Source organism: Amycolatopsis sp. NPDC005232 (genome assembly GCF_040607795.1).
GTDB lineage: Bacteria > Actinomycetota > Actinomycetes > Mycobacteriales > Pseudonocardiaceae > Amycolatopsis.
In genome coordinates, this window is sequence record NZ_JBEXHL010000001.1 from 538943 (window position 1) to 564341 (window position 25399).

Annotated in this window: 29 protein-coding genes; 14 read left to right on the plus strand and 15 right to left on the minus strand. The window is 70.3% G+C overall.

The genetic code is table 11. From position 1 onward, the window contains the following. Positions 1-48 precede the first annotated feature (48 nt). Both ABZU76_RS02600 and hppD read right to left on the minus strand, forming a co-directional pair. Complete coding sequence (locus ABZU76_RS02600) at positions 49-597, minus strand: YbaB/EbfC family nucleoid-associated protein (protein ID WP_354864314.1); 549 nt, start codon at positions 595-597, stop codon at positions 49-51. Positions 598-880: 283 nt separating this feature from the next. Further along, complete coding sequence (gene hppD, locus ABZU76_RS02605) at positions 881-2080, minus strand: 4-hydroxyphenylpyruvate dioxygenase (protein ID WP_354864316.1); 1200 nt, start codon at positions 2078-2080, stop codon at positions 881-883. Positions 2081-2201: 121 nt separating this feature from the next. Here hppD and ABZU76_RS02610 point away from each other — a divergent pair, with 121 nt between their 5' ends. Further along, positions 2202-2666, plus strand: a complete 465-nt coding sequence (locus ABZU76_RS02610; RefSeq protein WP_326838059.1) for an Lrp/AsnC family transcriptional regulator — start codon at positions 2202-2204, stop codon at positions 2664-2666. Here ABZU76_RS02610 and ABZU76_RS02615 read toward each other — a convergent pair. The 3 genes from ABZU76_RS02615 to ABZU76_RS02625 form a co-directional block, all read right to left on the minus strand. Continuing rightward, the gene (locus tag ABZU76_RS02615; RefSeq protein ID WP_354864318.1) at positions 2663-3475 is read right to left on the minus strand and encodes an MBL fold metallo-hydrolase; all 813 of its coding nucleotides are present in this window, start codon (positions 3473-3475) and stop codon (positions 2663-2665) included. The genes ABZU76_RS02610 and ABZU76_RS02615 overlap by 4 nt on opposite strands. Before the next feature lie 82 nt (positions 3476-3557). Beyond that, on the minus strand, positions 3558-4055 hold the full coding sequence (greA, locus tag ABZU76_RS02620; RefSeq protein ID WP_354864320.1) for a transcription elongation factor GreA: 498 nt from the start codon (positions 4053-4055) through the stop codon (positions 3558-3560). A gap of 198 nt (positions 4056-4253) precedes the next feature. Further along, positions 4254-4709, minus strand: coding sequence for a DUF4307 domain-containing protein (locus tag ABZU76_RS02625; protein ID WP_354864322.1), 456 nt, complete (start codon positions 4707-4709; stop codon positions 4254-4256). Between the two features lie 212 nt (positions 4710-4921). Here ABZU76_RS02625 and mca point away from each other — a divergent pair, with 212 nt between their 5' ends. The 7 genes from mca to ABZU76_RS02660 all read left to right on the plus strand — a co-directional run bounded on the left by mca (position 4922) and on the right by ABZU76_RS02660 (position 11820). Continuing rightward, on the plus strand, positions 4922-5782 hold the full coding sequence (gene mca, locus ABZU76_RS02630) for a mycothiol conjugate amidase Mca (RefSeq protein ID WP_354864324.1): 861 nt from the start codon (positions 4922-4924) through the stop codon (positions 5780-5782). Continuing rightward, positions 5779-6114 (plus strand): hypothetical protein, encoded by a 336-nt coding sequence (locus ABZU76_RS02635; RefSeq protein ID WP_354864326.1) that lies wholly within the window; start codon positions 5779-5781, stop codon positions 6112-6114. Before mca ends, ABZU76_RS02635 begins: the two co-directional genes overlap by 4 nt. A gap of 69 nt (positions 6115-6183) precedes the next feature. Next, complete coding sequence (locus ABZU76_RS02640; RefSeq protein WP_354864328.1) at positions 6184-8175, plus strand: thioredoxin domain-containing protein; 1992 nt, start codon at positions 6184-6186, stop codon at positions 8173-8175. 118 nt (positions 8176-8293) lie between these two features. Then, positions 8294-8851 carry a hypothetical protein gene (locus ABZU76_RS02645; RefSeq protein WP_354864330.1) on the plus strand — a complete coding sequence of 186 codons (558 nt, stop codon included), beginning with the start codon at positions 8294-8296 and terminating at the stop codon, positions 8849-8851. A 501-nt stretch (positions 8852-9352) separates the two neighbouring features. Beyond that, complete coding sequence (locus ABZU76_RS02650) at positions 9353-11248, plus strand: acyl-CoA dehydrogenase (RefSeq protein WP_354864332.1); 1896 nt, start codon at positions 9353-9355, stop codon at positions 11246-11248. A 129-nt stretch (positions 11249-11377) separates the two neighbouring features. Beyond that, the gene (locus ABZU76_RS02655) at positions 11378-11518 is read left to right on the plus strand and encodes a hypothetical protein (RefSeq protein WP_354864334.1); all 141 of its coding nucleotides are present in this window, start codon (positions 11378-11380) and stop codon (positions 11516-11518) included. A 20-nt stretch (positions 11519-11538) separates the two neighbouring features. Continuing rightward, entirely contained in the window at positions 11539-11820 is a 282-nt protein-coding gene (locus tag ABZU76_RS02660) for a hypothetical protein (protein ID WP_354864336.1), read from the plus strand. 25 nt (positions 11821-11845) lie between these two features. Here ABZU76_RS02660 and ABZU76_RS02665 read toward each other — a convergent pair whose 3' ends face one another. Beyond that, entirely contained in the window at positions 11846-12487 is a 642-nt protein-coding gene (locus tag ABZU76_RS02665) for a hemolysin III family protein (RefSeq protein WP_354864751.1), read from the minus strand. Positions 12488-12616: 129 nt separating this feature from the next. On the opposite strand from ABZU76_RS02665, the gene ABZU76_RS02670 reads away from it, so the two are divergent. Beyond that, complete coding sequence (locus ABZU76_RS02670) at positions 12617-13393, plus strand: isoprenyl transferase (RefSeq protein ID WP_220244116.1); 777 nt, start codon at positions 12617-12619, stop codon at positions 13391-13393. 88 nt (positions 13394-13481) lie between these two features. Here the strand turns inward: ABZU76_RS02670 and ABZU76_RS02675 are convergent, their stop codons facing one another. Next, complete coding sequence (locus ABZU76_RS02675) at positions 13482-13727, minus strand: hypothetical protein (protein WP_220244115.1); 246 nt, start codon at positions 13725-13727, stop codon at positions 13482-13484. A 735-nt stretch (positions 13728-14462) separates the two neighbouring features. Here ABZU76_RS02675 and ABZU76_RS02680 point away from each other — a divergent pair. Beyond that, complete coding sequence (locus tag ABZU76_RS02680) at positions 14463-15749, plus strand: PhoH family protein (protein ID WP_354864753.1); 1287 nt, start codon at positions 14463-14465, stop codon at positions 15747-15749. Between the two features lie 51 nt (positions 15750-15800). Here ABZU76_RS02680 and ABZU76_RS02685 read toward each other — a convergent pair whose 3' ends face one another. Then, the gene (locus ABZU76_RS02685) at positions 15801-17240 is read right to left on the minus strand and encodes a GuaB1 family IMP dehydrogenase-related protein (protein WP_354864338.1); all 1440 of its coding nucleotides are present in this window, start codon (positions 17238-17240) and stop codon (positions 15801-15803) included. A 67-nt stretch (positions 17241-17307) separates the two neighbouring features. On the opposite strand from ABZU76_RS02685, the gene ABZU76_RS02690 reads away from it, so the two are divergent. Continuing rightward, a complete protein-coding gene (locus ABZU76_RS02690) occupies positions 17308-17775 on the plus strand; it encodes a DUF309 domain-containing protein (RefSeq protein ID WP_354864340.1) in 468 nt (155 codons plus the stop codon). Positions 17776-17879: 104 nt separating this feature from the next. Here ABZU76_RS02690 and ABZU76_RS02695 read toward each other — a convergent pair whose 3' ends face one another. Genes ABZU76_RS02695 through ABZU76_RS02705 form a run of 3 tightly spaced genes read right to left on the minus strand, consistent with a single transcriptional unit; the run spans position 17880 to position 20768 of the window. Continuing rightward, positions 17880-18926: an ABC transporter ATP-binding protein gene (locus ABZU76_RS02695; protein WP_354864342.1), complete on the minus strand. Its 1047-nt coding sequence runs from the start codon at positions 18924-18926 to the stop codon at positions 17880-17882. Positions 18927-18929: 3 nt separating this feature from the next. Then, on the minus strand, positions 18930-19763 hold the full coding sequence (locus ABZU76_RS02700; RefSeq protein WP_354864345.1) for an ABC transporter permease: 834 nt from the start codon (positions 19761-19763) through the stop codon (positions 18930-18932). Next, positions 19764-20768, minus strand: coding sequence for an extracellular solute-binding protein (locus tag ABZU76_RS02705; protein WP_354864347.1), 1005 nt, complete (start codon positions 20766-20768; stop codon positions 19764-19766). 180 nt (positions 20769-20948) lie between these two features. Here ABZU76_RS02705 and ABZU76_RS02710 point away from each other — a divergent pair, with 180 nt between their 5' ends. Further along, a complete protein-coding gene (locus ABZU76_RS02710; RefSeq protein ID WP_354864349.1) occupies positions 20949-21734 on the plus strand; it encodes a sulfite exporter TauE/SafE family protein in 786 nt (261 codons plus the stop codon). 26 nt (positions 21735-21760) lie between these two features. Here ABZU76_RS02710 and ABZU76_RS02715 read toward each other — a convergent pair whose 3' ends face one another. After that, positions 21761-22159, minus strand: coding sequence for a TOBE domain-containing protein (locus ABZU76_RS02715; RefSeq protein ID WP_354864351.1), 399 nt, complete (start codon positions 22157-22159; stop codon positions 21761-21763). A gap of 112 nt (positions 22160-22271) precedes the next feature. After that, entirely contained in the window at positions 22272-22418 is a 147-nt protein-coding gene (locus ABZU76_RS02720) for a hypothetical protein (RefSeq protein WP_354864353.1), read from the minus strand. A gap of 9 nt (positions 22419-22427) precedes the next feature. Between ABZU76_RS02720 and ABZU76_RS02725 the strand changes: the two genes are divergently transcribed. Beyond that, positions 22428-22943 carry a hypothetical protein gene (locus ABZU76_RS02725; protein ID WP_354864355.1) on the plus strand — a complete coding sequence of 172 codons (516 nt, stop codon included), beginning with the start codon at positions 22428-22430 and terminating at the stop codon, positions 22941-22943. A 2-nt stretch (positions 22944-22945) separates the two neighbouring features. Here ABZU76_RS02725 and ABZU76_RS02730 read toward each other — a convergent pair whose 3' ends face one another. Further along, positions 22946-23674 carry an SDR family NAD(P)-dependent oxidoreductase gene (locus ABZU76_RS02730; RefSeq protein ID WP_354864357.1) on the minus strand — a complete coding sequence of 243 codons (729 nt, stop codon included), beginning with the start codon at positions 23672-23674 and terminating at the stop codon, positions 22946-22948. Positions 23675-23746: 72 nt separating this feature from the next. Between ABZU76_RS02730 and ABZU76_RS02735 the strand changes: the two genes are divergently transcribed. Then, the gene (locus ABZU76_RS02735) at positions 23747-24514 is read left to right on the plus strand and encodes a helix-turn-helix transcriptional regulator (RefSeq protein WP_354864359.1); all 768 of its coding nucleotides are present in this window, start codon (positions 23747-23749) and stop codon (positions 24512-24514) included. Positions 24515-24689: 175 nt separating this feature from the next. Here the strand turns inward: ABZU76_RS02735 and ABZU76_RS02740 are convergent, their stop codons facing one another. Then, positions 24690-25313: an MBL fold metallo-hydrolase gene (locus ABZU76_RS02740; protein WP_354864361.1), complete on the minus strand. Its 624-nt coding sequence runs from the start codon at positions 25311-25313 to the stop codon at positions 24690-24692. Positions 25314-25399 lie beyond the last annotated feature (86 nt).

Sequence of the window (25399 nt, forward strand, 5' to 3'; positions counted from 1 at the left end):
TTCATCCCCCAGGATGGCTGTGTAAAAACCGGAATCAGACTGCGTGGATCAAGAGAGGATCGAGCCGCCGAAGTCGTCGTCATCGTCGGACGACTCGGCCCGGCGACGACGCGGTGGTGGCGGAGGCGGTGCCTGCTGCCGCGGCGGTGCGGCCGGCGGCGGGGGAGGCGGGTCGGAATCCTCTGGTCCGAACCGGTGCACGGGTGCCGGCGGCGGAGGTGGCTCTTCCGGGGGCGGCGCGGGGAACGTGCTCTTCGCGTCTTCCACGAGCTTGTCACCGGTGGCGTCGGTGCCCAGCGTCTCGCTCGCAACCTGTTGCAGCAGCTCGGGAATCCGCGCCTGCGCCTTCTGCACGAGCTGCATCACCTGTGCCGACACCTCGGCCATCCGCTTGCCGCCCGCGGACTCGGAGATCACCAGGTTCTTCAGCAGCCCCTTGGCATCCACGGTCACCTCGACCGAACCGTCCTTCGCCCGCTCGGTCACGGTCTGGCCCTGCATGCGGTCGGCCATCGCCTGGTAGCGCGCAGCCGTCTCCTGCAGCTGCCGCGTCCAGCCGTCCACCATTCGCTGACTGGCGTCGACGCCGTCCGACATCGGGCCCCCGTTCCTCTCGAGCCGACTTCCCCACAGTGATATCCCCACAGTGACGGATCCGGCCCGCCCCAGGTTCCGGTGCCGTCCGAATTGATCCGATCGGCCCAGTTTGCCATCCGGGTCAACCGGTCTCTCCGGCACCTGAATCGACTGTACGTGCCCGCACCGACACAAAACGTGGCAAGCGGCCCGCCCGCGACTTTTTGTCGCGAACGGGCCGCTCGCACCACTCAATCCTTGACAACCAAGCCGATCGAGGGTTTCCTATGGCGCCGCAAGGGCGTCAGAGATTGCCCCGGCGCTCCTGCTCCCGCTCGATCGCCTCGAACAGCGCCTTGAAGTTCCCCTTCCCGAAGCCCAGCGAACCGTGCCGCTCGATGAGCTCGTAGAACACCGTGGGCCGGTCGCCGATCGGTTTCGTGAAGATCTGCAGCAGGTAGCCGTCCTCGTCGCGGTCGACCAGAACCTTGTGCTCCTGCAACGTTTCGATCGACACGCGCACCTCGCCGATCCGCGCGCGCAGCTCCGGGTCCTCGTAGTAGGAGTCAGGCGTGTCGAGGAATTCGACGCCCGCGGCCCGCATCGCGGTGATCGTCGCGATGATGTCGTTGGTGGCCAACGCGATGTGCTGGCAGCCGGCGCCCTCGTAGAACTCGAGGTACTCGTCGATCTGCGACTTCTTCTTCGCCACAGCGGGTTCGTTGAGCGGGAACTTCACGCGGTGGTTGCCGTTGGACACGACCTTGCTCATCAGTGCCGAGTAGTCGGTGGCGATGTCGTCGCCGACGAACTCCGCCATGTTCACGAAGCCCATCACGCGGTGGTACCAGTCGACCCAGTAGTCCATCTTGCCGAGCTCGACGTTGCCCACGCAGTGGTCGACCGCCTGGAACAGTCGCTTTGGCGCACCTGCCGGCCGCGTCACCGTGCTCTCGCGCGCCTCGAACCCGGGCAGGTACACGCCGTCGTAGCGCGAGCGATCGATCAGCGAGTGGCGGGTTTCGCCGTACGTCGCGATCGCGGCCATCCGCACGGTGCCGTGTTCGTCGGAGACGTCGTGCGGCTCCTCGAGGATCGTCGCGCCCTGCGCGCGGGCGTGCGCCACGCACTTGTCCACATCGGTCGTCTCCAGCGCGAGGTCGCTCACCCCGTCGCCGTGGCGGCGGTGGTGGTCGAGCAGCGGTGCATCCGGCCGCACGCCGCCGGTGATCACGAACCGCGCCGAGCCCGACTTCAGCACGAACGCCTTGCGGTCGAAGCGGCCCGTCTCCGGCCCGGAGTACGCGACGAGCTGCATGCCGAACGCGACCTGGTAGAACCACGCGGTCTGCGTCGCGTTGCCGGCGACGAAGACCACCGCGTCGAGTGCCTTGACCGGGAACGGGTCTTTGCTGGCGTCGTGCTCGACGAGCCCCACGAGCTGACGGAGCTGGTCGAAGCTGACGTCGTCGAGTGCGCCCTGCGGATCCATGGTGTGGGTCATGCCCTGAAGCATGGTTGCGCCACGGCAAGATGAGCAACGGTCACCGAATTCGCTGGACAATGTGCCCAGCGGCAAGCCGTAAGCTGCGGTCAACGTGGACAACCTGCGCAGGGAGGAAACCGTGCTCGACTCGCTCGACGCCCGGCTGTTGCTGCTGCTCACCGACTCGCCCCGGCTGGGCGTGCTGGAGTGCGCGCGCCGCCTCGGCGTCGCGCGCGGCACCGTGCAGGCGCGCCTGGACCGGCTCACCGAACGCGGCATCCTCGGCGGCTTCCCACCCGAGCTCGATCTCGCCGCGATGGGCTACGGGCTCACCGCGTTCGCTGTGCTCGAGATCGCGCAGGGCCGGCGCGGCGGCGTCGCCGAGGCGCTCGCCGCCATCGAAGAGGTGTGCGAGGTGCACGCCACCACCGGGCAGGGCGACCTGTTCGTCCGCCTGGTCGCGCGCGACAACGACGACCTGCAACGCGTGATCGACGAGGTCGTCGGCGTGGACGGGGTGCTGCGCACGTCGACCTCGATCGCGCTGTCCACGCCGGTGCCGCCGCGCGTGCGCCCGCTGCTGGAACGCACCGCGCGCGGTTAGAACGCGTCGAGCGCGTGGGCCAGGTACCGCTTCGCCGAACGCTGCACGACCTCGTGCCCGTCGCTGCGCACGATCCGGTCCCACCACGCGCCGTAGATCGCATCGAACGCGTACGGCTCCAGCAGCTCGGCCGCGCGCCGCACCACGCTCGGCCGTTCCGGGATCAGGTTCGGGTAGCTGTACATGAAAGCGACGTGGGTGCGGTCGGGGATGACCTGCACGATGTCGCCCGACAGCAGCGCCCCGCGGCCGTCTTCACCGGCCGGCCAATGGAGCACGGTGCCGCCGGTGAAGTGCACGCCGAGGTTGATCAGCCGCAGGTCGTCGGCCACGTCGAGGGTGGTGCCCGACCACAACCGGATCGACGGGTCGGGGCGCCCGATCCACTCCTGGTCGGCTTCGTGAAGGTAGATCGGCACGTCGAAGGAGTGGGCCCACTCGACCATGGTCGTGTAGTAGTGCGGATGGCTGATCGCGATGCCCGTGATGCCGCCGAGGTCGGTGACCTGCCGCACCAGCGCGTCGTCGAGATAAGCGGCGCAGTCCCAGAGGAAGTTGCCGGACTCGGCCCGCACGAGCAGCGCCCGCTGGCCGATCGCGAAACCGGGTTCGGAACCGATGCCGATCACGCCCGGCCCCTGCTCTTCGATGCGCGGGCGGTACTCGCCACTCGACCGCAGCGTCGCGAGGTCGGTCCACGCCTGGCCGGTGAGCGGCACGTACTGGCGTTCGTCCTCGCAGATCGGGCAGTCGTCACGGGGCTCGGGGTACTGCATGCCGCACGTGCGGCACAGCGGTTCTGTGCTCATCGTGGCCTCCCAGTGGTGTTCAGGGGCCACGCTAGTCGCGTACCCGGCTCAAGCGAGCCGGGTACGCGAAGACCGCGGTGGGTCAGGCCTCGCTGTAAGGCACTGCCTTGACCAGCGTGACCTGCTGCGTACGGCCGTTGGGCAGCTCGTACTCGCGCGACTCGCCTTCCTTGGCGCCGAGCAGGGCCTTGCCCAGCGGCGACTCCGGGGAGTACACGTCGAGCGCGCCCTCGGCGCCCTCTTCGCGGGTGGCGAGGAGGAACTTCTCCTCGTCGTCGTCGCCCGCGTACTTCACGGTGAGGACCTTGCCGGGACCGGCGGTGCCGTCGTCCGCGGGGGCCTCGCCGACCTTCGCCGAACGCAGGAGTTCCTGCAGGTGGCGGATGCGCGCCTCGGCCTGGCCCTGCTCTTCGCGCGCCGCGTGATAGCCGCCGTTTTCCTTGAGGTCTCCCTCTTCACGGCTGTCGTTGATGCGCGCAGCGATGACCGGACGATTCTCGATCATTTCGTCGAGCTCGTGCTTGAGCCTGTCGTAGGCATCCTGGGTCAGCCAGGTCACCTTGTCGCTCACGGTCACCATCTCCTCGTCGGGCCTGCCAGGCTTGGGTGTTCAAGCCGGCCTCCGCACGGGCTCACTGCGCCCGCACGGCTGGGATAAAGGAAAAACACGGCCCGCCTCGGGCCGTGCTGGTGTGTCAGCTTATCACGGCAGGATGCAGCGACGCCGGTCCATTCCACGTCGCGCGGACACTCGCCGCGCATTTCACCCCGTTGGCCGCTATGGGGTTGACATGTAACGTGGTATGGAGTACGAGCAGCCGTACACGTCGGCCGTCACCGGTTCCCCGATGCTCTTCACGACCGTGCTCACTCGACTGTGGCCGGCCCCGGCGGGAACCAGCACCTCTCTCCGGCCGCTCTCGGAGCCGGACCTGTCCTGCACTTGCACAACGCACACCCCGGCCTTGTCGGGGTCGTCACGCGTGACGTTGATGGTGATCTCCATCGCGTTGCCCGGGCGGGGTTCGAACGCCACCCGCTCGGCGTCGATCGACGTCTGGCCGAGGTTGACGTAGGCGATCCACGCCACGCCGAAGCTCGCGACCACGGCGACCGCGCCGAAAACCCAGCGCTTCCAGCGCTTCGACCCGGTCTTGGCGGGCGAGCCGTACCGGTCCGCGGGCGGCGCCGGGCGGGCGCCTCCCTCGGCGGTTGCGGTCTCTCCGGTCTGCAAGTCCGGGCCTCCGGTCGTTCTTGTCGTACCCGTGGGGACAATGGGTGGAGCCCGACTGGGGGCACCACCTGTCGTCGAGTATCCGCGAGCCGCTCCGGTGGCTGGGAGCCGGGGCAGGGTACGACGGAATAACGGGACACGAAAGGGTCGTTCGGAACATGGTGCGAGCTGACGAGCTGATGACGAGCGACCGCGCCTCAAACTTGCGTCTCATGGCGGTGCACGCGCACCCGGACGACGAGTCCAGCAAGGGTGCCGCCACGATGGCGAAGTACGTCGCCGAGGGCCATGAGGTCATGGTCGTGACGTGCACGGGCGGTGAGGCGGGCAGCATCCTCAACCCCGCCATGGACCGGCCCGAGGTGCTGGCCAACATGGCCGAGATCCGCCGCGACGAGATGGCGCGCGCGGCGAAGATCCTGGGGGTGCAGCACCGCTGGCTCGGCTTCGTCGACTCGGGGCTGCCCGAGGGCGACCCGCTGCCGCCGCTGCCCGAGGGCTCGTTCGCCGTGGTGCCGCTGGAGGAGTCCACCGAGGCGCTGGTGAGCGTGGTGCGGGAGTTTCGCCCCCACGTGCTGATCACCTACGACGAGAACGGCGGGTACCCGCACCCGGACCACATCCGCACCCACGAGGTGTCGATGGCGGCGTTCGACGCGGCGGGCGACCCGAACCGCTTCCCGGACGCCGGAGACCCGTGGCAGCCGCTCAAGCTCTACTACGTGCACGGCTTCTCCAAGGCCCGGATGCTGCTGTTCGACGAGGCGCTCAAGAAGGCCGGCCTGCCCTCGCCGTACGAGGAGTGGCTCAAGAACTGGGACCCGGATCGAGCCGACATCATGGAGCGGGTGACCACCCGGATCGAGTGCGGTGAATACTTCGAGGTGCGCGACGAGGCGCTGAAGGCGCACGCCACGCAGATCGACCCGACCAGCCGCTGGTTCGCGGTCCCGCTCGAGATGCAGCGCGAGACGTGGCCGACCGAGGAGTACGAACTGAACCGCTCCCTGGTGGACAGCACGCTGCCGGAGGATGATCTGTTCGCCGGCATCAAGGAGAAGGTGAGTCCATGAGTTTCGGTGTGCCGGCCGTCGCGGTCGCCCCGCTGACGGCCTCGGCCCTGTTCCTGGCCCAGCAGCCCGACAGCGGTGACAACGGCGGTCAGGGTGAGGACTTCGGCAAGTCCTCGCCCGTCGGCTTCCTGGTGCTGATCCTGTTCCTGATCGCGGTCGCGTTCCTCATCCGGTCGATGAGCAAGCACCTGAAGAAGGTGCCGGCGAGCTTCGACAAGGAGGAACCTGCCTCGGAGGTTTCGGGCGAAACACTGGCGTCGGACGACGCGGGCGAACAGATCGAGGTGAAGGCCGCCGAGTCGGCCGACCCGGCGCGGGCCAAGTCCGACTGACCTCGCCCGCCGGGCGGGTTCGCCGACGCTCCTGACTGGCCCCGACCAGCGCCATGCCACCCTGGTGGCATGGCGAATCGACTGGCGCACGCGACCAGCCCGTACCTCCTGCAGCACGCGGGCAACCCCGTCGACTGGCGCGAGTGGGGGCCCGAAGCGCTGGCGGAGGCGCGGCAACGCAACGTGCCGATCCTGCTGTCGGTCGGCTACGCGGCGTGCCACTGGTGTCACGTGATGGCCCACGAGTCCTTCGAGGACGAGGGCACCGCGACGCTGATGAACGCGCACTTCGTGAACATCAAGGTCGACCGCGAGGAGCGGCCGGACATCGACGCGGTCTACATGGCCGCCACCCAGGCCATGACCGGCCAGGGCGGCTGGCCGATGACCTGTTTCCTCACGCCCGAGAGCGAGCCGTTCCACTGCGGCACCTACTACCCGCCGACGCCGCGGCCGGGCATCCCGTCGTTCGGGCAGCTGCTCGTGGCCGTCTCGGAGGCGTGGGCCGAGCGTCCCGAAGACCTGCGCGAGGGCGCGCAGCGGCTGATCGGCCACCTCACCGAGCAGAGCGGGCCGTTGCAGGCTTCGGCGGTGGACGCCGGCGTGCTGGCCGGCGCCGTCGAGAAGCTCGCGGCCGAGGTGGACCCTGTCCACGGCGGGTTCGGCGGCGCGCCGAAGTTCCCGCCGTCGATGGTGCTGGAGTTCCTGTTGCGCCACCACGAGCGCACGGGCTCGGCCGAAGCGTTGTCGCTCGCTTCGTCGACCGCGGAGGCCATGGCCCGCGGCGGCATCCACGACCAGCTCGCCGGCGGCTTCGCGCGATACTCCGTGGACGCCGAGTGGATCCTGCCGCACTTCGAGAAGATGTTGTACGACAACGCATTGCTGCTCCGCGTTTACGCCCATTTGGCGCGGCGGGGGTCTTCGTTCGCTCTGGGCGTCGCCGAGGGGATCGTCCGGTTCCTGGAGGCGGATCTGCTGACCGCGGAGGGCGGCTTCGCGGCTTCGCTCGACGCGGACACCGACGGCGTCGAGGGACTCACGTACGTCTGGACGCCCGCCGAGCTGCGCGAAGTGCTCGGGGACGAGGACGGCGTCTGGGCGGCTTCGGTGTTTTCGGTGACGGAGTCCGGGACGTTCGAAAAAGGCTCGTCGACGTTGCAGTTGCCGGGTGAGCCGGAGTCTGCCGACCGGGTCGAGCGCGTTCGCCAGGCGTTGCTGGCCGCGCGGGCTTCGCGGCCGCAGCCGGCGCGCGACGACAAGGTGGTGGCCGCGTGGAACGGCCTCGCCATCACCGCGCTCGCCGAGGCGGGTGTCGCGCTGGAGCGTCCACAGTGGATCGAGCTGGCGCGCGGGGCGGCGTCGCTGCTGCTTTCCACGCACCTCGTGGACGGCCGCCTGCGGCGCAGCTCGCGCGACGGCGTGGTCGGCGTGCCGGCGGGCGTCCTCGACGACTACGCGTGCCTGGCCGACGGGCTGCTCGCGCTGCACCAGGCCACGGGCGAGCCGCGATGGCTGGAGGAAGCTTCGCGGCTGCTGGACCTGGCGTTGACGCACTTCGCTTCGGACGCCGTGGGCGCATACCACGACACTGCGGACGACGCGGAAACGTTGGTACAGCGCCCTTCCGACCCCACGGACAACGCGAGCCCTTCGGGGGCTTCGGCATTGGCGGGCGCGTTGCTGACGGCTTCCGCGCTGGCCGGGTTCGAGCAGGCCGCGCGGTATCGCGACGCGGCCGATGCGGCCCTGCAGCGCGCCGGCCTGCTGGTGGGTCGGGCGCCGCGCTTCGCCGGGCACTGGCTTTCGGTGGCTGAAGCGGCGCAGTCGGGGCCGGTGCAGGTAGCCGTCGTCGGGGAGGACCGGGCGGAGTTGGTCGCGGCGGCCGCGCGGCAGATCCACGGCGGCGGCGTGGTGCTGGGTGGCGCTCCGGATGCGCCCGGTGTGCCGCTGCTGGCGGACCGTCCGCTGGTGGACGGCGCTGCGGCGGCGTACGTCTGCCGTGGCTACGTCTGCGATCGCCCGGTGACCTCGGCGGAGGACCTGCTCGCGCAGCTCTGAAGTTCTGCCCCTGGTGAACAGCGCCCTGCCTGACGTGTGTTCGGCGTAGCTTGAGTAGCGAGGTAATCATGTAATCGCGGAGGCGAACATGTACGCACACTTCGAGGTGGTGGGACACATGGGACGAGGTTGGAAGGGCCGCGGCGGCTGGCAGCAGGCCGAAGTGCCATCGGCCGAAGACGCGGCCGCCTGGTTCGGCGGGCGCCTCCCGGACGGCTGGTTCACGGGCGACCCGGAGATCACGGTCGACCGCGAGGAGATCATCATCGTGGGCGAGCTGCCCGCGCTGACCGGCGAGTTCGCCGACGACGCGGCCCGCGCGGCCGCCGAGGACGGCCGCATCAGCCGGTTCCGCGAGGACACGCGCGACGAGCGCATCGAGATCGCGCGGCAGGCCGAGCACCGCTACCAGCGCAAGGTCGCGTGGGGCGCCAAGCTGGGCGGCACACAGGTGCTGTTCACGACGCTGTCCGCGCCCGTGATGACGCGCCTGCGCCAGCCCGAACGGCTGGTCCTCGACACGCTCGTCGCGGCCGGCGTCGCCCGTTCGCGCTCCGAGGCGCTGGCCTGGGCCGTCAGGCTCGTGGGCGAACACGCCGACACGTGGCTCGCCGAGCTGCGCGACGCCATGACCAAGGTCGACGACCTGCGCTCGAAGGGCCCGGACCTGAGCTGACGGCCGGGTACCGGCGGGGACTCTCGTGCTTCGGCGCGAGAGTCCCTTTCGCGTGTCGGGGGGCCGACGAACGCGCCCGGCCCGCGTGAGTGCTTCCTCAGCGCGGTCGGTGTGGAGTTGGGCCTGCGGCGCGAAAGTCCCCGCCGTGCGTGAGCTGACCACCATTCGTTGCCGTCGCTCGTTTGTGTTGGTGGCGAAGCCGCGGAACACAGCTTCTCGGCGCGGCGCGAAGGTCCCCCGCGCGCACGGTCGGCTACTGATCGTCGCCGAGGCCGGTCGCCCGAATGTCCCCGTCAGGCGCGGAAACGTCACTGTCGTCGCAAAGTCCGCCGATCCGTCGCCGAGACTCCCGTGGCGGTGGCTGACGAACTCATCGCCGCGGGCTTTCCCCACCGGGACAACCACCAAACGATCGAGTCGTCTTCGTCACCTCGACCTGCGACGACGCGGCGGCGGGGGCAGGCTTACCAGTGAGTAGCCGCCAGCTGCATCGGAGGAGCCGTGGACATCCCTGCCGTTCCCGCGAAGGTGGATCCGGACGCGCTCACCGCCGTCCTCGACGGCCGCTGGGCCGAGCTACGCGGCGGCGTGCGCGCGCAGATGTCGGGCGAGGAGTTCCGCGACCCCGTGGACCTCGACGTCGAGGCGCACCGCGCGCAGGTGCTCGACCAGCTGCGCGAACTCGCCGCGACGGACCGGCCCGCGCTCGGGTTCGACCGCGCGTACGGCGGGCAGAGCGACATCGGCGGTTCGGTGGTGTCGTTCGAGATGCTCGGTCTCGGCGACCTGTCGCTGATGGTGAAGGCCGGCGTGCAGTGGGGGCTGTTCGGCGGCGCCCTGCAACTGCTCGGTACGCAGCGCCACCACGAGAAGTACCTGCGGCGCATCATGGACCTCGACCTGCTCGGCTGCTTCGCGATGACCGAGCACGGCCACGGCTCCGACGTGCAGCACCTGCACACCACGGCGACGTACGACCCGGCGTCGCAGGAGTTCGTGGTCCACAGCCCGGATCCCGGCGCCACCAAGGAATACATCGGCAACGCGGCGCGCGACGGCCACGCCGCAGTGGTCTTCGCGCAGCTCGTGACGGGCGGCGATTCCCGTGGCGTGCACGCGTTTTTCGTTCCCATCCGCGACGACTCCGGCGCGCCGATGCCGGGCGTGACGATCGAGGACTGCGGTCGCAAGGCGGGCCTCAACGGCGTCGACAACGGCCGCCTGGCCTTCGACCACGTCCGCGTCCCGCGCGAAGCGTTGCTGAACCGCTTCGGCGACGTCGCCGAGGACGGCACCTACTCCAGCCCCATCGAAAGCGACGGCCGCCGCTTCTTCACGATGCTCGGCACGCTCATCCGCGGTCGCGTGAGCGTCGGCGGCAGTGCCGGCAGCGCCACGAAACGCGCGCTGACGCTGGCCATCCGCTACGGCGAGCAGCGCCGGCAGTTCAAGAGCCCCGACGGCGAGGAGGTCGTGATCCTCGACTACCTCGGCCACCAGCGCAAGCTCCTGCCGGCGCTCGCGAAGACGTACGCGCTGCACTTCGCGCAGGAAGAGCTCGTCGCGAAGCTGAACGACATCGCGCCCGACGCGCCCGAAGAGGAACAACGCGAACTGCAATCCCGCGCGGCCGGCCTGAAAGCCGCCAACACCTGGCACGCCACCGCCACGATCCAGGCCGCCCGCGAAGCCTGCGGCGGAGCGGGCTACCTGTCGGAAAACCTGCTGGCCGGCCTCAAAGCCGACACCGACGTTTTCACCACCTTCGAGGGCGACAACACGGTGCTGCTCCAGCTCGTGGCCAAAGGCCTTCTCACGCAATACAAAGAACACTTCGCGGACCTCAGTCCACTTGCGACCGCGCGCTTCGTCGCCGAGCAGCTTGTGGGCGCGGTCCTGGAACGCACCTCCGCCCGCAAGTTCGTCGAACGCCTGACGGAATCCGACGACGCCGAGGTGCTCTTCGACCGCGAATGGCAGCTGCGCCTCTTCGAGGACCGCGAGGAGCATGTGTTGGACGGCGTCGCCAACCGCCTGCGCAAAGCCGCCGACGACCCGTTCGGAGTGTTCAACGCCGCGCAGGACCACGTGCTGCGCGCCGGCCGGGTGCACGTGGATCACCTTGTGCTGTCGGCATTTGCTCGCGCGGTCGACGCTTGCGTGGATCCGGAGGCCGCGGCTTTGCTCTCGCGGGTGTGCGATCTGTACGCCCTGTCGGCGATCGAGGAGGACCGGGCTTGGTTCCTCGAACACGGCCGCCTCACGACTTCGCGGTCGAAGGCCGTGACCGCCGCGGTGAACGAGTTGTGCGCTTCGCTGCGTCCCCACGCGGGCACCCTCGTGGACGCCTTCGCGATCCCGGCACAGTTCCTGGCGGCGCCGATGCTGCGCTCGTGACACCGCTTCGGCGCGCGGACGCCACCTGATCGGCCGCTCGCCCGGCTCGGCCGCCTGCCGCTATCCTTGCGCCTGGCGACATCTTCTCGCCGGGGGGTCCGCAATCCGCACCCACCGGAGGTCCTGGCCTTGACAGCCACACGGGGGACCACTCACACGACCCTGCTCACGGCCGCCAAAGCCGGTTGGGCCACAACGCTCCGCTACGCCCTCCTGCTGCTCATCACGCGCGGCACGATCGGAGCGGCGGTGCTCCTGCTGTTGCGGTAGCTACGCGCTACCGTCCTTGCGTGATCGGATTGCAGGTACGTGCCGAGAACGGGGCTGTGATCGCCAGGGGCACCTGCGGCTATGAATGGGACAGTCGAATCGAGCGATCACAGTTTCCGATGCTGGGGCATGTCTGTCCCTTCACCGACACGATCTTCAACGGCTGGCAGATTCGTTCCTTGCTCGAGGAACTGGACCACGTGCCTGCCGAGTGTGACGGTGACTGGGTGCCCGAGGTACGACGGCTGGGTGAGCAGGCGTTGGCAGGTCCCCACCAGTACCAGTGGTTCATAGGCGACTGACCGGGCCCGCCGCCGAAACCCTCGGTTAAGCGTACAAAGCCAACCAAATCGCGACGTAATGCGACACCGCCGCCAACACCGTGCACGCATGGAAGTACTCGTGATACCCGAACGTCTCCGGCCAGTGGTTCGGCCACTTCACCGCGTAGAACACCGCGCCCATCGTGTAGAACAGGCCGCCCACGCAGATCAGCACCAGGGCGGCGACGCCGGCGTGCTGGGCGAGCTCCGGCATGACGAAGACCGCCACCCAGCCCAGGGCGATGTAGATCGGCACCCCCAGCCAGCGGGGCGCGTTCGGCCACAGCATCTTCATCGCGACGCCCAGGATGGCGCCGCCCCAGACGATGGCCAGGATGATGTAGCCCGTGGGCTTCGACATGGCCAGCAGGGTGAACGGGGTGTAGGTGCCGGCGATGAACAGGAAGATCATGGAGTGGTCGGCGCGCTTCATCCACTTGTACGCGCGCGGGCTCCACAGGCGGCGGTGGTACAGCGCGCTCACGCCGAAGACGCCGAGCACGGTCAGGCCGTAGACGGACGTCGCGAGGGCGGCCAGGGGTGAGACGGTCGACGCGGCGAGGCTCACCAGGGCGGCGGCGCCCACGAGGGCACCGAAGAAGGACCAGAAGTGGATGTGGCCGCGCAGGCGCGGGCGGGTGTCCACTGGCGCAGGGCCGGACGGTGTGGGTTCGGTCGTCACGCTCACCGACCCCACGCTACGGGAGCGTAGGTTTTTCGCCACCCCCCGTGGCGCGTCACACGTGTGACGCGAGGGTGCGTACGCTCAGCCGACGTGAGCCTCCGGTCCTTCCTGTCCGACGTCGTCTACAGCGTCTACGGCCGCCGCCTGATCCAGCAGGCGCGGGGCCGCCATCCGCGGCACATTGCGATCATGCTCGACGGAAATCGCAGGTGGGCGCGGGAAGCGGGGTTCGCCGACGTGGCCGACGGGCACCGCGCGGGTGCCAAGAAGATCGCCGATTTCCTCAGCTGGTGCCGCGAGGCCGACGTCGAGGTCGTCACCATGTGGCTGCTCTCGACCGACAACCTCAACCGCGACCCTGACGAGCTCGAGCCGCTGCTGAAGATCATCACCGACGTCACCGACGAGCTCGCGGGTCCGGCCGTGCCGTGGCGGCTGCGGATCATGGGGGCGCTGGACCTGTTGCCGCTGGACGTCGCGAAGAAGCTCACCGCCGCCGCGGCCCGCACGGAGGACCGGACGGGCATGGAGGTGAACATCGCCGTCGGTTACGGCGGGCGGCAGGAGATCGCCGACGCCGTGCGCAAGCTGCTGCTGCAGCACGCCGACGAGGGCACGTCGATCCGCGAGCTGGCGAAAATCCTCGACGTGGACCACATCTCGGAACACCTCTACACGTCCGGCCAGCCGGATCCCGACCTTATTATCCGAACGTCAGGAGAGCAGCGGCTTTCCGGATTCCTGCTTTGGCAGTCGGCGCATTCGGAATTCTGGTTCACGGAGGCGTACTGGCCCGCATTCCGGCGGGTCGACTTCCTTCGCGCGCTTCGCGATTACGCGTGGCGCCACCGCCGCTTCGGAACCTGAGGCGCCCGAGCCCGGCCGGACAAGAACAGAGCACAGCAGAAGGGCCCGGAGTCGGAACTCCGGGCCCTTCCGTAGCCGAGGTCGGCTATCAGCCGTGGTGCTCCAGCGAGTGGAGGACCAGCGCCGGGGTGGTGGCGATGCCCGTGTAAGCACCGGCGACCAGCGAGGCCGCGCCGAAGCCCAGGGCCCCGCCGCCCTCGATGAAGGTCGCGTAGGCGTCGCCGAACGTCGGGTCCGGGGTGTAGCCGTGGTCTGCCGGCGAGGCGAACGCCGTGCCGCCGATCATCAGCAGGCCTGCGGCGGCACCGGCGACGATTCCAGCCTTCTTCAGCACTTCGCACACTCCTAGGTAGAGATATCTGGGATCCGGGGCACCGAAGTTTCCGGTGGTGTGTCCCGCAGTGAGAAAATTACCCTCGTCGAGTCCGAAATGAGTGCCGGGTACGCCCATTGTGTGAGGCCGAAATCGCGTGGTTCACCCGGTCCGGTCCTGTCTTCAGGACGCGAAATGCATTCTCGTCCACCCCGTGGTACAAGCCTTTGCGCCGATCTTTCGAACGCGTTCGGTGATCTTTTTTCCATGATCACGCCACCGCGTGATCACTCGATTGCTGGCCTTGTGACGCAGCGTGACAGTGACGGGGTGTTGATGTCGGACGACCTACGGTGAGGTGACGAATGAGCGAATCACCTGTGTGGCTGCCTGCACGAACCGCGATCCGTCGGTACCTTCCGGAAGTGAGGGCACGCGTTCCGTGCGGGTCCTCACGGGAGGCCCTGGTCGTGGCGTTGATCGAGGGGGCGGCACAGCCGCCCACACGATGCACGAGGGGGCCGGCACCCGGCCCTCGTGGCCGCGCGCGCTGACGTAGCCAACGTCAGGGAGTGCGGACCCAGCCAGGGAGGTGCCCGGCCCAGCGAGTGCGGGCGTGGGGTGCAACACGCCCTCGAGGGAGATGCCGTCGTGACTGCGCAGCGTTCACCCCGCAAGGCCTCTGGCCGTTCTTCGACCGGTGCCTCTGGCCCGGAGAAAGCCTCGATCTCGCCCGAATCCGGGCAGTCCACTTACGTGCTCGACACGTCTGTGCTGCTCTCCGACCCGTGGGCGGTGACGCGGTTCGCCGAACACGCGGTCGTGCTGCCCCTGGTCGTCATCAGTGAACTGGAGGCGAAGCGCCACCACCCCGAGCTCGGCTGGTTCGCCCGCGAGTCGCTCAGGTTGCTCGACGACCTGCGGCTCAAGCACGGCCGGCTCGACGCGCCGATCCCGATCGGCGAAGAGGGCGGCACCCTGCAGGTGGAGCTCAACCACACCGATCCGTCGGTGCTGCCCGTGGGCTTCCGGACCGACTCGAACGACCACCGCATCCTCGCGTGCGCGCTCAACCTCGCGGTGGAACGGCCGTCGGTCACGCTGGTGACGAAGGACATCCCGCTGCGGGTCAAGGCGGGGGCCGTGGGTCTGGCCGCCGACGAGTACCGCGCGGGCGAGGTCACGCCGTCGGGCTGGACGGGCATGGCCGACGTGGACGCCCCTCAGGAGCTGATCGACAGCCTCTTCTCGGGCGGCACCGTCGACCCGGTCGACTACGGCCTGCCCGAGGTGGGTGAGTTCCCGTGCCACACCGGCCTGCGGCTGCTCGCGGGCAGCTCCAGCGCCCTCGGCCGCGTCACGGCGGACAAGCGCGTGCGGCTGGTGCGCGGCGACCGCGAGGCGTTCGGCCTGCACGGCCGCTCCGCCGAGCAGCGCGTGGCACTCGACCTGCTGCTCGATTCGGACGTCGGCATCGTCTCCCTCGGCGGCCGCGCGGGCACCGGCAAGTCGGCGCTCGCGCTGTGCGCCGGCCTCGAGTCGGTGATGGAACGCCGCCAGCACCGCAAGGTCGTGGTGTTCCGCCCGGTCTACGCCGTCGGCGGCCAGGACCTCGGCTACCTGCCCGGGTCCGAGAGCGAGAAGATGCAGCCCTGGGCGCAGGCCGTGTTCGACACCCTCGGCGCGCTGGTCAGCCAGGACGTGCTCGACGAGGTCTTCGACCGCGGCATGCTCGAGGTGCTCCCGCTGACCCACATCCGCGGCCGCTCGCTGCACGACTCCTTCGTGATCGTCGACGAGGCGCAGTCACTGGAACGCAACGTGCTCCTCACGGTGCTCTCCCGCCTCGGTACCGCGTCACGCGTGGTCCTCACCCACGACGTCGCCCAGCGCGACAACCTCCGCGTCGGCCGCCACGACGGCGTCTCGGCGGTGATCGAGAAGCTGAAGGGGCATCCGTTGTTCGCACACGTCACGCTGACGCGCTCGGAGCGGTCGCCGATCGCGGCGCTGGTCACGGAGATGCTGGAGGATCACGGCTGATCTGCTCCGTGGGTGTTGCGTCCGGTTGTCACCGGGCGCAACACCCACGGGTCACCAGCCTGAAGGAAGCGGCCGACCCTCCGCGAACCCCGCAGCAGACTGCACTCCGAGCAACGCGCGCTCGTGGAATTCCTCCATCGTGCGCGCGCCGGCGTAGGTGCAGGAGGAGCGGACGCCCGAGCAGATGGAATCCAGCAGGTCCTCCACGCCGGGGCGGTTGGGGTCCAGGGCCATGCGCGACGTGGAGATGCCCTCTTCGAACAACGCCTTGCGGGCGCGCTCGAAGACGTTGTCCGTGCGGGTGCGGGCGCCGACGGCGCGCTTGGACGCCATGCCGAACGACTCCTTGTACGGGCGGCCCTGCTCGTCGTAGCGCAGGTCGCCCGGGGATTCGTGGGTGCCGGCGAACCAGGAACCCACCATGGCGGCCGAGGCGCCCGCGGCGAGGGCCAGGGCGACGTCGCGCGGGTGGCGCACGCCGCCGTCGGCCCAGACGTGCTTGCCCAGCTCGCGCGCGGCGGCGGCGCACTCGGCGACGGCGGAGAACTGCGGCCGGCCGACGCCGGTCATCATGCGCGTGGTGCACATCGCGCCCGGGCCGACGCCGACCTTCACGACGTCCGCGCCCGCGTGGATGAGGTCGCGGGTGCCCTCGGCGGTGACGACGTTGCCCGCCACCACCGGGACGCTCGGCGAAATCGCGCGCACGGCCTTCAGCGCGGCGATCATCTTCTCCTGGTGCCCGTGGGCTGTGTCGACGACCAGCGTGTCGATGCCCGCGGCGAGCACGGCCTCGGCCTTCGCGGCCACGTCGCCGTTCACGCCGATGGCGGCGGCCACGCGCAGCTTGCCGCCGGCGTCGGTGGCGGGGGTGTAGACGCCCGCACGCAGTGCGCTGACGCTGGTCAGCACGCCGGCGAGGCGGCCTTCGGCGTCGAGGCCGAGCGCGAGTCGCCCGCCGTGGGTGTGGAGCAGGTCGAAGACCTCGCGCGGCGGCGTGTCCAGCGGCACGGCGACGGTCGCGGGCTCCGCGATCTCGGCCAGACGCGCGAAGCGGTCAACGCCTGCGCACGCGGCTTCGTCGACAACGCCGACGGGGCGGCCTTCGCCGTCCACGATCACGACGGCGCCGTGGGCGCGTTTGTGGACCAGGTTGAGGGCGTCGGCCACGGCGTCACCGCCCGTGAGCACGAGCGGGGTGTCCCACACGGTGTGGCGGCTCTTCACCCACGTGACGATCTCGGCGACCGCCTCCGTGTCCACGTCCTGCGGCAGCACCACCAAGCCGCCGCGGCGGGCCACCGTCTCGGCCATCCGCCGCCCGGCGACGGCCGTCATGTTGGCCACCACCACGGGGATCGTCGCACCGGTGCCGTCCACAGTGGACAGGTCGACGTCGAAGCGGGACTCCACGTCCGAGCGGTTCGGCAGCAGGAACACGTCGTCGTAGGTCAGGTCGTGAGGGGGCACGTGCCCGTCGAGAAAGCGCACGAGTCCCCAGACTACGTGCCTGACGCCGCCGACGCGAACCCGGCGTGACCCGTGGAACAATGCCGTTATGAACGGCCGTGACCGCGACGAATCGGGCCGAGCGCGCAATGCCCGCCCGCGCGACGGCCTCGGCCGGCCCCTGCCATACGGCGCCGACGGCGTCGCCCGCCAGCCGGAAGGCGTGGTCCGCACCCCGGGCGAGACGCTCGCCGAAGCCCAGCAGCTCCTCGACGAGGGCCGTCCGTTCCACGCCCACGAGGTCTTCGAGGACGCGTGGAAGGCCACGGACGGCCCCGAAGGCGAGCTCTGGCGCGGCCTGGCGCAGCTGGCCGTCGGCATGACCCACGCCCTGCGCGGCAACGGCACGGGCGCCGTCGCGTTGCTGGAGCGCGCTGCGGCGAACCTCGAGCCGTTCGCGGCCGCTCCGCCGCACGGGATCGACGTTCCCGGCTTGCAGGAGTGGGCTCGCGAGCTGGCCGGCGAGGCGAAGACGTGCGTGCGGGCCGAACCGGCGGCGCCGCGGCTGATCGGCTGATTCCTGTCGGTGCCGGCTGGCAAACCGTGCTGACCGCCGTGGGTGCCGCGATCATCGCGGCCGTCGCGGCGGAGCAGTGATCCTGCCGCGCGAGAGAAGTGCGCTCACCCAGGCAGGAGGAGCGGTGTTCCGGGCTCGATGACGCGCAGCGCGTGCTGGGGCACGGTGACCTCCACCTGCCCGTCGAGCCCCTCGAGGTCACGGTGCAACACGAGTGCGGTCAGGGGCGGTGTGGTGGCGAGCAGGACCCGGGCGAGCGGGAGCGTGCGTACGACCTCGACGACCTGGGTTCGCACCCGCAGCGCGGGGGACGAGGTCTGGTCCGGACCACCGACGAGGACTTCCTCCGGTCGGTAGAACACCGTTCCCGGCGTCGCGGCGTCGCAGCGGACCGCGGGGTCGATCGGCAGGTCGCCGACGCGCAGGCCGTCGGGGCCGCGGACTGCGGGGCCGAGTTCCGCCCAGCCGAGCAGGCGGGCGGTGACCGTGTCGGTGGGGTGGCGGGTGAGCTCGTCGGTGGGGCCGGTCTGGCGGAGGGTGCCGGCGTCGAGGATGGCCAGGTCGTCGGCGAGGCGGAGTGCTTCGTCGCGGTCGTGGGTGACGTGGATGGCGGGCACGGCCAGGTCCCGCAGTGTCGCCCGGAGCACTTCGCGCAGCTCTTCTCGGACGGGTTGGTCGAGTGCCGAGAGGGGTTCGTCCAGGAGCAGGGCGGCCGGTCGGGCGGCGAGGGCGCGGGCCAGTGCGACTCGTTGCCGTTCGCCGCCGCTGAGCGAGCGTGGCGCTCGGTGGGAGAGGTGCGTGATGCCGAACCGGTCGAGCAGCTCGTCGACTTCCGGGCTGTGCCGGTGGCCGCGTAAGGCGGGCGCGAAGCCGACGTTGGCGCGAACCGACAGGTGCGGGAACAGGGCCGCGTCTTGGAACACCACGCCGATCCGGCGCTGGTCGGCGGGCCGGCCGGTGATGTCCTGGCCGTCAAGGAGCACGCGGCCGCGTCCGGGGGTGCGGAATCCGGCGATGGTGTCGAGCAGCATGCTCTTGCCCGCACCGGAGGGGCCGAGCACGACCAGGACGCGGCCCGGGGACACGGTGAGGTCCACGGGGCCGAGCCGGAATGATCCCGCCTCGGTGCGCAGGTCGGACACGATGAGCACGTGTCACCGCCGCGCGCGGGAGTTCCCCGCGACGAGCCAGCCCGAGGCGAGGGTGCGCAGCACGAGGAACGTGGCCAGGGCAACGAGCAGGAGCAGCACCGCGGCCGAAGCGGATTCGGCGAGGCCCGAGGAGAGGAACAGGTTGTAGATCGTCACGGGGGCGGTGGCCGGGTAGTAGGCGAGGATGACGACGGCGCCGAACTCGCTGATCGAGCGGGCGTACACGAGCACCGCGCCGGTCAGGACTCCGCGCCAGGCCAGCGGGAGGCTGACTCGCCGGAACGTCTGCCCGGCCGAGGCGCCCAGGCTCCGCGCGGCGCGTTCCACGTTCGGGTCCAGGGCTTCGAACGCGACGCGTGCGCTGTTGACGGCGAATGGCGCGCTGACGAACAGCATCGCCACGATGATCCCGGCCTGCGTGCCGTAGAAGGACAAGCCCGTGGCCTGCAGCGGCGCGCCGAGCCAGCCCGTGCGACCGAACACGAACAGCAGGGAGATCCCGGCGACGGTGTGCGGGACGGCCAGCGGCAGGTCCACGATCGCCTGGACGAGCGCGTGCCCGGGGAATCGCCGCTTCGCGAGCAGGTAGGCCAGCGGGACCCCGAGCACCGTGGCGATCACCGCGGTGATCGCGGCGTCCTGGACACTCAGCAACAGGGCGTCGCGGATCTCGTCGTTGGCCGCGGCGTCTCGGAGGCCGCCGGGCGAGGTGGCGGTGACCAGGCCGAGCACGGGCAGCAGGATGAACCCGAGCAGCAGCCCGCCGGCGACCCACAGCAGTGCCGGGAACAGCCCGTGCACCCGCCGGGGTGCCGCGCGGTAAGCCGTGTCGCTCATTCAGCCCCCGGGCAGCTTCGCCGGAACTGTCTGTGGCTGCATCGACGCGGGCAGCTGCGCGCCGTTCGCGACTCCCGCGACCGCTGGGTTGACCACGGTGAACCCGTTGTCGCTCATGATCTTCTGCCCCGCGGGGGACAGCACGAACTCGACGAACCTCAGCCCCGCCGCGGAGTTCGGCGCGTTGGTCGGCACGGTCAGCGCGTAAACGATCGGCTTGCCCGTCCGCGGCCCGGACGACGTCGGCACGCTGACCGTCGCGTACGTCGCGGCCAGCGCCGGGTCGGACAGGGCGATCTGTGCGGGCAGGTCCAGGAATTTCAGGTGGTGCTGCAAGGCGTCGGAGCGGTAGATCCCGAGGTAGTCGATCTGCCCGGAGGACACCGCCGGCAGCAGCTGCGTCTCGGTGCCGACCATGGTCTCCGGCGGAGAGTTCGCCAGCACCCCGGCCGACAGGTTCGGCTGGTGGTAGGAGGTCTGCGCCAGCGCGAGCATCTGCAACGTCTGGTAGCCCGACGGGTCCGTGTCCGGATTGGACCGGCCGACTTTTACCCCCGGCTGCGCGAGCACCTGGTACCAGTTGTCCGCCGTGAGACCGGCCGCCCCTTTGCTCTGGTCGGTGTAGGCGAAGGTGATGCGGTTCGCGGCGAACCCGACGTACCAGTTCGCGAACTGCGTGCCACCGTTCGTGCCGTACATCTTCGACGGGATCAGCGAGTAGTCCGCCACGCCCAGCACGTCGACGGGGTTGTGCAGCTCGGTGATGCCCCGCACCACCTCGACGCTCCCGGCGAAGCGCGACTGCACCGTCACGCCCGGGTTCTGCGCCTTGAACGCCGCGATCATCGCCGCGAACGGCTTGGCCAACGTGCCCGCCCCGTTCACGATCAACGTGCCGGTGACCGGAACAGCGGACCCGCTCGCCGGAGGCGACGATCCACACGCGGCGACCACTGCCGCCACCGCACCGATTGCCAGCACTCTGAGCCCGAAGCCCCGTCGCATCGTGCTACCTCCTGCCGCGTCGCAGAGTAGGCAAGGCTACCGACTGTGAGGTATGGACGACAGCGCCGAACAGCTCACCCGCCACAATCAGGACACCCGCGACGGCCACACTCGGCGGCCATCCCACAAGGAGCGTGGTGGACTGCCTCTTGCGGTCGCGCGACGACAGGAAGGGCAGCAGTGAGCTGGTCAACGGAGGTGCTCGCGTTCCTGGCGGGCCTGGTCATCTCGACGGTGACCACTCCCGCCGGCGTGTCCGGCGCGGTATTCCTCCTTCCCGTGCAGGTCAGCATTCTCGGCGTCCCCAACCCGGCCGTCACCCCGACGAACCTGCTGTTCAACGTCGTCGCCGGCCCCGGAGCCCTCGTCCGGCACCGCCGGAGCGTGCACCTCCGCGGCAGGCTGACGCGTTTGCTGCTGGCCGGCACCGTGCCCGGGGTTGTGATCGGAGCCGTCATCCGCGTGTTCGTGGTGCCTGGTCCGCAGGTGTTCCGCCTCCTGGCCGCGGCCTTCCTCCTGCCCCTCGGCCTGTGGATCTGCGTCAGCACGCTGCACCCTCGCCCGCACCGCTCCGACACGCCACCGTCGCCGCGCGCGACCGTCGCTCTGGCGCTCGTGGTCGGCATCGTGGGCGGGATCTACGGCATCGGTGGCGGCTCGCTGCTCAGCCCGATCCTGGTCAGCCGCGGAGTCCCCGTCACCACCGCCGCCCCGGCCGCACTCGCATCGACCTTCGTCACCTCGCTCGTCGGCGCCGCCTCGTTCGCCGTGCTCGCGACGACCTCGACCGGCGACATCGCACCCGACTGGCTCGTCGGCTTGGCCTGCGGGCTCGGCGGGTTGCTCGGCGGCTACCTCGGCACCCGCCTGCAGCCCCGGTTACCCGAAACCGGGCTCCGCCTCCTGCTCGGCATCCTCGCCATGAGCATCGGCGTGCTCTACGTCATCGAAGCCACGCTCGCCTGATCCGACGGGTGAGGGTGCGCCGCTGATCAGGCGTTCGGTGTTTCGACCACAACGGTGGTCGCTTTGATCACCGCGACGGCCGGCGACCCGGGTTCGAGGCCGAGTTCCTTGACCGCCTCCGTGCTCATCAGGGAGACCACGCGGTCGCGGCCGCACTGGATCTCGACCTGGGCCATGACCTTGTCGGCGACGATCGACGTGACCAGCCCGACCAAGCGGTTACGCGCCGAGCTCCCCACCGAGGTCGGGTCAGGCGCGGGCTCGCCCTGGAGGCGAGCGAACTCGGCTAGTTCCGCACCGTCGATCACGCACCGGTTGACCTTGTCCTTGGTCGCGGTGAGCGTTCCGGCGTCGATGTGGCGCCGGATGGTGTCATCGCTGACGCCGAGCAGCCTCGCTGCCTCGGAGATCCGGTACTGCGACACCTCGGCAGCATAAACGGGCGACTCCACGACACGGAATTTCCGAAGCGCCAGAGAGCCACGGCGCGGCCTGAAACGGGGTGGGTTTGCGAGCCCGGCGGCACACTTCCCGAGGTCACCAGGGCACGGGGCCGTCCTCGTTGAGGAACGTCCCGGTCGGCGCCGCGGCGCCCTGCGCGACCAGGTCGAGGACCACGCGCGTGCGGGCCGATCCGGTGGCGCCACGGCTGATCGGCTGACTCCTGCCGGTGCCGGCTGGCACACTGCTGCCGTGCTGACCGCTGTGGGTGTCGCGATCATCGCGGCCGTCGCGTCGCTGGCGGGCGTGACGCTGGGGGCTTTCGTGGAGCCGGTGAAGCTGCGCGCGGCCCGGCGCGCGCGGTTGCTGCAGGACCGCGCCGACCGTTGTGCGGGGTTGATCGAGGCCGCGACGCGGGCGCGCCAGCACGTGGTCGACCTCAACGTGATCCACCGGAGGCAGAAGCTGGGCGAGGCCGATGAAAGCGACGTCGCGCGCGAAGCCGAGTACGAGGACGCGTACTACACGGCGCGGGCGCGGATGCGGGCTTTCTACGGCCTGCTCGTGATGAGCGGTCCTGACGACCTCGTTGCCCAGGCCCGCGAGCTGCGGCACAAGGACATGCTGCTGCACCACACCCGCTTCGAGCTCGACGCCGGCGGTGCGTTCAACCGGCCGGTGCTGCCTCCGCCGGTCGCCGCCGCGGCCAGCGACCTCGACCACGCGATCGAGGCCTTCGCGGCGGTCGCTCGGCGGCACACGTCCTGAGGTCACCAGGGCACGGGGCCATCCTCGTTGAGGAACATCCCGGTCGGCGCCGCGGCGCCCTGCGCGACCAGGTCGAGGACCACGCGCGCGCCCTGTTCGGCGGTGCGGGGGCCGGTGTGGCCGTTGAGGTCGGAGGCGATGAAGCCGGGGGTGACGGCGTTGACGTGGAAGTGCGCGTACGCGGGGTCGGCGCGGAAGGTGGTCGCGTAGCGGATGGTGAGCATGACGAGCGCGGTTTTCGACGACGAGTAGGCGATGGTGTCCGTCGCGGCCGCGAACTGCGAGCCCTCGGCGGTGGTGAGGGCGAGCGACGCGGAGGTGCTGGCGACGTTGACCACGTGCGGAGCTTCCGCGGCTCGCAGGAGGCCCAGCATCCGGTGCGTGACGGCGGCGACGCTGAAGAGGTTCGTTTCGTAGGCGCGGCGAAGGTGGTCCGCGGTCAGCTCGGCGGGTTCGACGGAGAAGCGGGCGCCGGCGTTGTTGACGAGGACGTCGAGCTTGCCGTGGCGGGTTTCGAGGTGGCGGGCGACGTCGTCGATGTCCGCTGCGGACGTCACGTCGAGCTGGACCGGCGTCACGGCCAGGCCTTCGGCGTGGAGTTCGGCGGCGGTCTTCTCGCCGAGGGCGAGGTCGCGGCTGCCGAGCAGGACGGTGGCGCCCCGGCGGGCCAGACCGCGGGCGATTTCGCGGCCCAGACCCTTGTTGGCGCCGCTCACGAGGGCTGTGATCATGGCCGCCAGCGTCGTCGCAGGGCTCGACCGTCACCAGGCCGCGACAGGGCCACCCACGGTTAACCTGGGCAGATGAACGCCATCGGCGAGTTCCTGCGCGCCCGGCGGGCGCTGGTCAGCCCCGCCGACGTCGGCCTGCCCGACGACGGCCCGAGGCGCGTGCCGGGGCTGCGGCGCGAGGAGCTGGCCGCGGTGGCCGGCGTGAGCGTGGACTACTACGTGCGCCTCGAGCAGGGCCGCGACCGGCACCCGTCGCCCCAGGTGCTCGACGCGCTGGCCCGCGCGCTCCACCTGGGCGACGACGGCGCCGCGCACCTGCACCGGCTCGCTTCGCCACCCCGGATCACCGGCGGGGAGCTGCCGGCGGGCGTGCGTGAGCTGGTCGAGCTCGGTGGCGCGCCGGCGCTCGCGTGGGGACGGCGGATGGACGTGCTCGCCGCCAGCCCGCTCGCCGTCGCGCTGGCGCCGATGTACCGGCTGGGCACGAATCTCGCTCGCGCGTTTTTCCTCGACCCCTCGGTGCGTTCGCTGCATCCGGATTGGGCCACGATGGCCCTCAACGTGACTGCGATGCTCCGCGCCCGGACGGCGTTGCGCGATCCGGCGCTGGACGCCCTCGTTGCCGAGCTGCTGGCCGCCAGCCCGGACTTCGCCCGCTTGTGGCCCCGCCACGACGTGCGCACGAACGCCGCGCCGCGCAAGGTTTTCCGCCACCCGGTGGTGGGCGAGTTGTCGTTGGGGCGGCAGGTGCTGACGGTGCCGGGCGGGGAGTGGGATGTGCTGATCTACCACGCCGAACCGGGCAGCCCTTCTGCCCACGCGTTGGCCCGGCTGGCTTAGCTTTGGGCCGGTGGCCGTGAGTTGTTGCTGGGCCAGGAGTTGGCGGCGCCGACTGCTACGCCGAGCCGGGCGGTCCGTTCGGCTCGGCGCCCTCGCGGTTGGCGTTGGTTTCCGGCCGGCCCGCCACCGAGTGGTCGTTGAGGCGCACCCAGCGCGCCGGGCCTGCGCGCGCGGTTTAGCTTTCCGGCCAGTCCTTCGACGCCGCCTTCTCCTCGCCGATCGTCGTGCCCTCGCCGTGGCCGGTGCGGACGGAAGTGGCGTCCGGGAGGGAGAAAAGGCGTTCGCGGATGGACTTGACGATGGTGGGGTAGTCCGAATAGGACCGTCCGGTGGCGCCGGGGCCGCCGTGGAACAGGGTGTCGCCCGTGAAGAGGACGGACAGCTCCGGGGCGTGGAGGCAGACGGCGCCGGGGGCGTGGCCCGGCGTGTGGATCACCTTGAGGTCGGTGCCGGCGACGGTGATGGTCTGGCCGTCGGCGAGGTCGCCGTCCGGGGCGCGGTCCGGGTGCGTCAGGTTCCAGACGACGCGGTCGGCCGGGTGCAGCAGGATCGGCGCGCCGGTGCGCTCGGCGAGGGCGGGCGCGGCGTTGACGTGGTCGTTGTGGGCGTGGGTGCAGACGATGGCGCGCAGCGCGCGGTCCCCGACCACGTCGGCGATGGCGTCGGCGTTGTGCGCCGCGTCGATCACGATCACCTCCGAGTCGTCGCCCACGATCCACACGTTGTTGTCCACGTCCCAGCTGCCGCCGTCGAGCTCGAACACGCCCGACGTGACCAGGTTCTGCACTATCGCCGTCATGGTCTGCAGACCCTAGTGCCCACGCGCCCGTCCAGCTGACATACCGCCGGTATCTACTTTCAAGTAGACTTACCGCCGGTAAGTTA

Bases quoted from the DNA above. Each gene is read 5' to 3' on its own strand.
- ABZU76_RS02600 (WP_354864314.1), bottom strand. From the start codon at position 597: ATGTCGGACGGCGTCGACGCCAGTCAGCGAATGGTGGACGGCTGGACG.
- hppD (WP_354864316.1), bottom strand. From the start codon at position 2,080: ATGACCCACACCATGGATCCGCAGGGCGCACTCGACGACGTCAGCTTC.
- ABZU76_RS02615 (WP_354864318.1), bottom strand. From the start codon at position 3,475: ATGAGCACAGAACCGCTGTGCCGCACGTGCGGCATGCAGTACCCCGAG.
- greA (WP_354864320.1), bottom strand. From the start codon at position 4,055: ATGGTGACCGTGAGCGACAAGGTGACCTGGCTGACCCAGGATGCCTAC.
- mca (WP_354864324.1), top strand. From the start codon at position 4,922: ATGGCGGTGCACGCGCACCCGGACGACGAGTCCAGCAAGGGTGCCGCC.
- ABZU76_RS02635 (WP_354864326.1), top strand. From the start codon at position 5,779: ATGAGTTTCGGTGTGCCGGCCGTCGCGGTCGCCCCGCTGACGGCCTCG.
- ABZU76_RS02640 (WP_354864328.1), top strand. From the start codon at position 6,184: ATGGCGAATCGACTGGCGCACGCGACCAGCCCGTACCTCCTGCAGCAC.
- ABZU76_RS02645 (WP_354864330.1), top strand. From the start codon at position 8,294: ATGGGACGAGGTTGGAAGGGCCGCGGCGGCTGGCAGCAGGCCGAAGTG.
- ABZU76_RS02690 (WP_354864340.1), top strand. From the start codon at position 17,308: ATGAACGGCCGTGACCGCGACGAATCGGGCCGAGCGCGCAATGCCCGC.
- ABZU76_RS02700 (WP_354864345.1), bottom strand. From the start codon at position 19,763: ATGAGCGACACGGCTTACCGCGCGGCACCCCGGCGGGTGCACGGGCTG.
- ABZU76_RS02705 (WP_354864347.1), bottom strand. From the start codon at position 20,768: ATGCGACGGGGCTTCGGGCTCAGAGTGCTGGCAATCGGTGCGGTGGCG.
- ABZU76_RS02730 (WP_354864357.1), bottom strand. From the start codon at position 23,674: ATGATCACAGCCCTCGTGAGCGGCGCCAACAAGGGTCTGGGCCGCGAA.
- ABZU76_RS02735 (WP_354864359.1), top strand. From the start codon at position 23,747: ATGAACGCCATCGGCGAGTTCCTGCGCGCCCGGCGGGCGCTGGTCAGC.
- ABZU76_RS02740 (WP_354864361.1), bottom strand. From the start codon at position 25,313: ATGACGGCGATAGTGCAGAACCTGGTCACGTCGGGCGTGTTCGAGCTC.